General features: G+C 73.3%; 5 protein-coding genes. 2 read left to right on the top strand and 3 right to left on the bottom strand.

The window, feature by feature from the left end; all coding sequences use genetic code 11:
- Positions 1-1811 (bottom strand): condensation domain-containing protein (locus tag AC0666_RS33835; protein WP_478709102.1); only part of this gene is annotated, 1811 nt, incomplete at its 3' end.
- A gap of 29 nt (positions 1812-1840) precedes the next feature.
- On the bottom strand, positions 1841-3034 hold the full coding sequence (locus tag AC0666_RS33830) for a cytochrome P450 (protein WP_468971915.1): 1194 nt from the start codon (positions 3032-3034) through the stop codon (positions 1841-1843).
- A 197-nt stretch (positions 3035-3231) separates the two neighbouring features.
- Here AC0666_RS33830 and AC0666_RS33825 point away from each other — a divergent pair, with 197 nt between their 5' ends.
- Positions 3232-4485 (top strand): MFS transporter, encoded by a 1254-nt coding sequence (locus AC0666_RS33825; protein ID WP_478709101.1) that lies wholly within the window; start codon positions 3232-3234, stop codon positions 4483-4485.
- Between the two features lie 100 nt (positions 4486-4585).
- Complete coding sequence (locus AC0666_RS33820; protein WP_468971918.1) at positions 4586-5506, top strand: thioesterase II family protein; 921 nt, start codon at positions 4586-4588, stop codon at positions 5504-5506.
- A 73-nt stretch (positions 5507-5579) separates the two neighbouring features.
- Here the strand turns inward: AC0666_RS33820 and AC0666_RS33815 are convergent.
- The coding region (locus tag AC0666_RS33815; RefSeq protein WP_478709100.1) for an amino acid adenylation domain-containing protein at positions 5580-8278 on the bottom strand (2699 nt) is incomplete at its 5' end.

Here is an 8278-nt window from a genome sequence, read left to right as displayed (position 1 = left end):
GGCAACAACACCGCCACCACCGACTCCGCACCCACCCCCCGCGCCCGAAGCGACCACGCCACCCGATCCGCCCGCCCCGCCAACTCCCGGTAGGACAGGCGCACGGGTCCGTCGACCACGGCGAGTTCGTCGCCGTGGGCGCGGACCCCCTCCTCGAACCACTCGGCCAGGGAGCCCGGTCGTACGGGCGCCGCGGGGCCGGCGGCAGGGGGTTCGACGGTGGCCCGGCGGGCCTCCTCGGGCGTCAGGACGGGCAGGTCCAGGATGCGGGTGGCGGGCGCCTCGGCGATGCCCTCCAGCAGGCTCGCGTACAGCCGGGACAACCGCTGGACGGTGTCGGCGTCGAACAGGGCCGTCGCGTACTCGAAGCATCCGTACAGGCTGCCGTCGGGCATCTCGGAGACGAAGAGCGACAGGTCGAACTTGGCGGTGGTGCTGGGCTGCTCGATGACGGTGAGGTCGAGGCCGGGCAGTCGGAACTCCTGCTGCCCCTGGTAGGAGAACATCACGTCGAACAGCGGCTGGCGGGCCTGGCTGCGGTGGGGCCGCAGGGCGGCGACCAGCCGGTCGAAGGGCAGGTGGCGGTGGTCGTAGGCGTCGACGACGCTTCCGCGCAGCCGGTCGAGAAGCCCGTCGAAGGCCGGGTTTCCCTCCAGGTCCGCCCGGATGACGACGGTGTTGGCGAAATAGCCGGCGAGGCCCGCGGCGTCGGGATGGGCGCGGCCGTCGACGGGGATGCCCACGCACACGTCGTCCTGGCGGCACCAGCGGCCCATCAGGACGTGGAAGCCGGCGAGCAGCACCATGAACGGGGTGGCCGAGCAGCGGACGGCGACCTGGCGCAGGGCTTCGGCGAGCTCGGCGGGCAGGACGAAGCTGACCGAGCTGCCCGCGAAGTCGGTCTGCTCTCCGCGGGGCCGGTCCAGCGGCATGTCCAGGCCGGCGGGGGCCCCGTCGAGGGCTTCGCGCCAGTAGGAGACCTGGGCTTCGAGTTCCTCGCCGCCGAGGTGGCGGCGCTGCCACAGCGCGTAGTCGGCGTACTGGGCGGCGGGCTCGGGCAGCGGGGAGGGCCGGCCGGCGCGGAAGGCCCCGTAGAGCTGCTCAAGCTCGGCGAAGAGCAGGCCGAGGGAGGGGCCGTCGACGATGATGTGCTGGGCGTTGACGGCGAGGACGTGGACCTCGGGGCGCAGCCGCTGGAGCTGGACGACGAAGAGCGGGTCGTGCTCCAGGTCGAAGTGCGTGGCGAAGTGCCGGTCCAGTTCCCGCTGGGATGCCTCGTCGAGGGCCGCTTCGGGCACGTGGGTCAGGTCGACGCGTTCGAGGGTGACCCGCTCGTCGGGGACGGGCCGCTGGACGACCGCGCCGTCCACGGTGTGGAACCGGCTGCGCAGCACCTCGTGGCGGCGGAGGGTCTCGTCGAGCGCGCGGTGCAGCGCGGGCTCGTCGAGCGCGCCTTCCATCCGGACGACCACGCCGACGTTGTAGCTGGCGTCGAGGCCGAGGCGGTCCAGGAACCACAGGCTCTCCTGGCCGTACGACAGCGGCAGCAGCTCGGGGCGCGGCGGGCCGGTGAGCGGTTCGGGCGCCTTCTCCGGCGCCGCGGCCGCGCCGGAGACCGGATCCCGGCCGGCGGTGCCGGGGTCTGCGGGCTGGGCGAGCAGGCGGAGGATCTCCTGCTTGTGGGTGCGCAGGCGGTTCAGGCGCTCGGCGTCGAGGCGGTCTGCGGGGCGGAAGCGAAGCCGCCCGTCCTGCACCCACAGCTGCACCCCGTCGGCGGTGAGTCCGTCCAGGAGTTCACGCGCTGCTGTCATGGTGGCCCATCTCCTCTGTGGCGGTGCGGTCAGTGCGGACGGAAGCTGAGCGGCAGCGAGGTGAGGCCGCCGAGGATGTGCGAGGCGATGCGCTGGGGGCGCCCGGCGATCTCGATCTCCGCGGGCAGCCGCGCCAGTTCGTCGAGCATGACCTTGATGGTCAGCCGGGCCAGGTTCGCGCCGATGCAGAAGTGGCCGCCGCCGCCGAAGGCGACGTGGTGGTTGGGGGTGCGGTCGAGCAGGAAGCGGTCGGGCTCGTCGAAGACGGCCTCGTCGCGGTTGAGGGAGGGCAGCCAGACGGTGACGGCGTCGCCCGCGGCGATGCGGACCCCGTCCAGGACGGTGTCCTGTTGGGCGGTGCGCAGGATGTGCGTGACGGGGGCGGTCCACCGCAGGAACTCCTCGGCAGCGGTCTTCAGCCGTACGTCGCCGGCGCGGAGGGCGGCCCACTGCGCGGGGTTCTCCAGCAGGGCGAGCATGCCGGCACCGACCGCCTGCCGGGTGGTCTCGTTCGCGGCGACGATGACGTTGTCGCAGGTGAGGACGATTTCCTCGTCGGTGATGTCGAGGCCCCGGGCCTGGGCGCCGACGAGCGCGGACACCAGGTCGCGGCCGGGTTCGCGGCGCTTCACCTCGATGATCTCCGAATAGTGCCGGAGGATTTCGAAATGCGCGAGCTGGGCCTCGATCCCGTCGATGTCCGTGGAATTCTCGGCGGCTTCCGTGGTGACCTTGGCCAGCATTTCCACATCGTCCATGGAAAGGCTGAGGAGTTCGGCGGAAACCGCCAGGGGTATCCGCGCGGCGATGTCCTTGACGAAATCGCAGCTGCCCGTTTCCACCACCGTGCGCAGGGCGCCGCGCACGACCTCCCGGGTGCGTTCCTCCATGGCCGCGATGGCGCGGACGGTGAACAGACCCATGATGGCCTTGCGCAGCATGTCGTGCCGGGGCGGGTCGCTCAGGGCCATCATCTTCCCGGCGCCGGGGTAGGGGTCCTTGAAGTTCGGCCGCAGGAAGATGCCCTTGGTGGAGGTGAACCGCCCCCAGTCGGTGAGGACTTCGAGGCCGGCGGCGTGCGTGGTGACGGCCCAGTACCCGCCGTGGTCGCCGTATTCGTGCCAGGAGACCGGACTCTCGCGCCGCAGCCTGCGCCAGACCGCGTGCGGGTCGCCACGGGAATAGAGCAGCGGATCGGTGAGCGAGGTCGTTTCGGTCAGCACGATTTCCCCTTGTATTCGGCGACGGCGTTCCATCTGCCTCCGGACCAGAGAATATCGAGTGTTCGATGGCGCAATCGGTGCAGTCGAACGCGGCGATGGCGGCGGGCGGTGCGCTGTAGATTGTGCTGGCCCGGTCGTGGATCGGGCCGCCCGGACGGGGCTCGTTGCCGGAACTCAGCGACTGAAACGGTTACCAGATGGCCACTCAATTATCGGACCGCATACCCGCCCTGCTGCACCAGGTGTCCTTCCGCAGGTACTGGACCGCGCAGACGATCTCGTTCCTCGGCGACCAGGTCAGCACGATCGCGCTGCCGCTGACGGCGGTGCTCGCGCTGAACGCCTCGGCCGCCCAGATGGGCTTCTTGGGGGCGCTGGCCTCGCTGCCCAACCTGCTGTTCTCCCTGCACGCCGGTGGTTTCGTCGACCGGCACGGGAAGTTGAAGCGGCTGATGGTCCTGTGCGACGTGGGCCGGGCGGCGGTGCTGGTCACCGTCCCCGTCGCGTACGCGCTGGACACGCTGACGCTGGCGCACCTGTGGGTGGTGGCGTTCCTGACGGGCACCCTGACCATGCTGTTCAACGTCGCCGGCAACAGCATGTTCGCGGCGCTGGTGGAACGCGAGGACTACGTACAGGGAACCTCGCTGACCCGGGGCAGCTTCTCCTTCTCGTGGGTGGCGGGCCCGGGTCTGGGCGGCATGCTGGTGCAGGCCGTGTCCGCCCCGGTCGCACTGGTCGCCGACGTGTGCTCGTTCCTGGTGTCGGGGCTGCTGCTGCGGTCGCTGTCCCCGCGGGAGCCGGAGGCCCCGAAGCAGAAGGAGCCTTCGCACATCCGGGAGGGGCTGCGCTTCGTGGCCCGGACCCCGGTGCTGCGCGCCAAGTTCCTCGGCGGCGGCGCCCTCAACCTGTTCTACACGGTCTACTTCACCCTGTTCCTGCTGTTCATCGCGCGGGAGCTGAAGCTCACCCCGGGCATGATCGGCCTCGCGCTGGGCCTGGGTGCCGTCGGCGCGCTCGCCGGGTCCTTCGTCACCGGCTGGTTCACCCGGCGGATCGGGCTGGGCCTGACCTTCATCGCCGGCTCCCTGCTCTTCCCGGGTGCGCTGGTGCTGGTGCCCTTTGCCTCCTCGGACCGGTGGGTGGCCTTCGGCCTGGTCGTCGCCGCCGAACTGCTGTCGGGCATGGGGCTGATGCTGTGCGACATCGCGGGCTCCTCGATCCAGCAGGCGCTGACCCCGGACCGGTTCCGGTCGCGCGTGCAGGGCGCGTACCTGGCACTGATCAACGGGGTGCGGACCGCGGGGGCGCTCGTCGCGGGTGCTGCGGGGACCTGGCTGGGGCTGCGGCCCGCCCTGTGGCTGGCGGTGATCGGCGGCGTGGCGAGCGTGCTGCCGCTGCTGCTGGCCCCCGTCGCCCGGATGCGGACGCTGCCCGAGCAGGCCGAATGAGCCGGTGCGCGCCGGGCCGGGCGGGCTCCGCCCGCCCGGCGCCTTCCCGTTTCCGACCCGCCTCCCGCCCGACCTCCGACGTGATGCCGAAGGAGATGCCATGTCCTTTCTCGCCGACCAGTTGATGGGCGAAGCCCGGCGCCGCGGGGTGCGGCTGTGGGTGGATCCCGCCGGGCGGCTCCAGTACGCCGGTCCCGAGCCGGCACTGGACGCCCGGTTCACGACGCTGTTGCGCACCCAGGCCGAGCAGATCGCCGCGCGGATCGGCCGCGAGCCGACGCAGCGCTGGTTCAAGCGGATCGGCCCGGAGGGCGACTGCCTGCTGTACCTGCTGCCGGCGGCCGGTGCCGGGCCCGGCCGTTACCAGTCCTGGGCCGGGGCGGTGCCCGCGGGGCTCCAGGTCGAGGCAGTGCTCACCCCGGGCCGCGAGGAGCGGTTCACGGAGGCGCCGTTCACCGAGGTCGGGGCGCTCGCCGACCGGATCGCCGAGCAGATACTCGGCCATGCGGGCGGGCGTCCGTTCGCCCTGTTCGGGCACAGCACGGGCGGGCTGGTGGCCCGCGAGGTGACCCGGCGGCTGGCCGGGTCGACCCGGTCCCAACTGGCCCTGTTCGTGGCGGGCGCGCTGCCTCCGGACCAGGTGGAGGGGAGGACCGAACCGGAGTCCGACGAGGAGCTGATCGCGGACCTCGCGGCCTGGCAGGGCACCCCCGAGGCGCTGATGGCGGACCGCGGCTTCCTGAAGACCTTCCTGCCGGTCCTGCGCGCGGACATGCGGCTGTTCCACTCCTGCCGCAAGGAGGTCGCGGAGGAGGAGCGGGTCGACGTGCCGGTGACGGCGCTGGGCGGACTCCGGGACGAGACGGCGCCCGAGGGCACCTGCGAGGCCTGGGAGCCGTGGGCGCGCGGGCCGTTCTCCGTCCGCATGGTCGAGGGTGGCCACTTCTTCCCGGTGACGGCGGCGCAGGAGGTCCTGGGCATCGTCGGGGGCACGCTCGCCCTCCGGCCCGCCCCCGCCTGACCTTCCCCCGCCCCGGATGCGGGAGGGCCCCGGCGCGCGGTGCGTGCCGGGGCCCCCGTACGTGCGCCGGCTGTCAGGAAGCCGCCTTGGCCAGGTACGCGACGAGTCCTTCCGCCAGGTCGCGGGCGGTCGCGGCGTCGAAGACGTCCGTCGCGTACTCCAGGACTCCGGTGATGCCGGCGGGGTCGCCCCCGGGGGCGAAGTGCTCCACGACCTTGAAGCACAGGTCGAATTTGGCGACGCCCGTCTCGACGGGCTCGAAGCGGGCGGCGAGCCCGGACGGCCGGGGCGGTTCGACGTCCTGTACCTGGAAGGCCAGCATCACCTGGGCCAGCGGGTGGTACGCCAGCGAGCGGGCCGGGTTGACCAGCTCGACCACGTACTCGAAGGGCAGGTCCGGGTGGGCGAAAGCGGCCAGGTCGGCCTCCCGCACCCGGTCCAGCAGGGCGGCGAAGTCCGGGGCGCCCGCCGTGTCGGTGCGCAGCACCAGCGTGCGGACGAAGAATCCGACGAGGTCCTCCAGGGCGGGCTCCCCCCGGTCGGAGACCACGGCGGCCACCACCACGTCCTCGCCCGCGCCGCGGTCCGACAGCAGGGCCGCGAGCGCCGCGTGGACCACCGTGAAACCGGTGGTGCGGTGGGTCCGGGCCAGGTCCTGCAGCACCCGGTGGGTGGCGGCGTCGACCGCGAAGGGCACGCCGGCGCCGTCTCCGGAGCGGACCGGCGGCCGGGGCCGGTCCAGCGGCAGGGGCATGGCGTCGGGCAGCCCGGCGAGCCGCTCCTCCCAGAACCGGTACTGCCGACGGACCAGGCCGGAGGGTTCGGCGTCGGCCGCGGCGAACAGGTCGCGCTGCCAGACGGCGTAGTCGGCGTACTGCACCGGCAGCGGCGCCCAGTCGGGCGCGCGGGCCGCGGTGCGCGCGTCGTAGGCGGTGGTGAGGTCGCGCAGCAGCGGGTGCAGGGAGACGCCGTCGCAGGCGGCGTGGTGGGTGACGACGAGCAGCAGGTGCTCCTCCTCCCCCAGGACGAAGAGCGTGGCCCGCACCGGCAGGTCGGCTCCGAGGTCGAAGGGGACCCGGGCGGCGGCGCGCACGGCCGCGTCCAGGTCCTCGGCGGCCACGGGCACCTCTTCCAGGGCGGGGACCGCGTCGGCCCCCTCGCGGACCCGCTGGACGATCTGCCCGTCCTCCATGCGCAGTACGGTCCTCAGTACGTGGTGGCGGTCGGCCACGTCGGCGAGGGCCCGGCGCAGGGCGGGCACGTCGAGCGGACCGGTCAGCCGCAGGGCGACGGGCTCGTTGTAGCCGGGGCCGGGACCCTCCAGCTGGTCGAGCACCCACAGGCTCTGCTGAGCAAACGAGGCGGGGGCCGGCCCGCTGCCGGTGCGGGCGGCGAGGGCCGGTCGGGCGGGCTCCACCCGGTCCAGGAGGGTGGCGAGTTCGGCCACGGTGGGGTGGGCCAGGACCTCGCCGAGGGTCAGTTCCACCTGGAACTCCTTGCGGAGCCGGGCGGTCAGGTCGCCGCCGAGCAGGGAGTTCCCGCCGACGTCGTAGAAGCCGTCGTGGATGCCGACGGCGGGCAGCCCGAGGACCTCGGCGAAGATCCGGGCGAGCCGTTCCTCGTTCCCGGTGCGGGGTGCCCCGGCGGGGTCCGTGGTGGCCGGCGCGGGCGCGGGCAGTGCGTGGCGGTCCACCTTGCCGTTGGAGTTGAGCGGGAAGCGGTCCACCACGGTGAAGGTGGCGGGCACCATGGCGGGCGGCAGGGTGCGGCGCAGCGCGGCGCGGACGGCGGCGCCCAGGGTGGCGGGGTCGGCGTCCGGGGCCGGGACCAGGTAGGCGTCGATCCGGCGCTGTCCGGCCTCGCCCGCGGTGACGAGGACGGTGTCGCGCACGCCGGGGGTGGTGCGCAAGGCGGCTTCGATCTCGCCGAGTTCGACGCGCATGCCGCGGATCTTGACCTGGTGGTCGGTGCGGCCGAGGTAGTCGAGGGTGCCGTCGGGGCGGCGGCGCACCAGGTCGCCGGTCCGGTACATGCGGGAGCCGGGCGGCCCGTAGGGGTCGGGCAGGAAGCGGTCGGCGGTCAGGCCGGGGCGTCCGGCGTAGCCGCGGGCCAGGCAGGGCCCGGCCGCGTACAGCTCGCCCGCCACCCCCTCCGGGACCAGGCGCAGCGCCTCGTCGAGGACGTACACGGCGGTGTTGTGAACGGGCCGCCCGATCGGTGCGCCGGCGGGCCAGTCCTCCTCGGCGGCGGGCAGGACGTACGAGGTGACGGCGTGGGTCTCGGTGGGGCCGTAGTGGTTGTGCAGGCGGCGGCCGGGCCGCTGCCGGCAGAACGCACGGACGGCCTCGCTGAGCACCAGGGCCTCTCCCGCCTGCGCGAGGTGCGCCAGCGCGGGCAGGGTACGGCCCTGCTCCACGGCGGCGCGGCACAGCAGCTCGATCACGATGTTGGGGGCGAACAGGTCGGTGACGCCGTGCTCCTCCAGCCAGGGCGCGAAGGCGTGCGGGGTGCGGCGCACGTCCTCGGGGACGATGGCGAGGGCCGCGCCCGACAGGAGGGTGGAGAGCATCTCCTGCAGGGAGATGTCGAAGCTGAGGGAGGTGAACTGGACGGTGGTCCGGCCGGGGCCGCCGGGCAGTTCGTCCAGGTGCCAGGTGAGGAGGTTCATGACGGCGCGGACGGTCATGAGGACGCCCTTCGGGCGGCCGGTCGAGCCCGAGGTGTACAGCAGGTACGCCCCCGACTCACCCGTCACCACCGGCCGCGGACCCA

It is taken from the genome of Streptomyces sp. NPDC043680 (assembly GCF_056436685.1).
The sequence above is the reverse complement of the archived record's forward strand: the minus strand, read 5'-3'. Positions and strand labels throughout refer to the sequence as shown.

Bases quoted from the DNA above. Each gene is read 5' to 3' on its own strand.
- AC0666_RS33820 (WP_468971918.1), top strand. From the start codon at position 4,586: ATGTCCTTTCTCGCCGACCAGTTGATGGGCGAAGCCCGGCGCCGCGGG.
- AC0666_RS33825 (WP_478709101.1), top strand. From the start codon at position 3,232: ATGGCCACTCAATTATCGGACCGCATACCCGCCCTGCTGCACCAGGTG.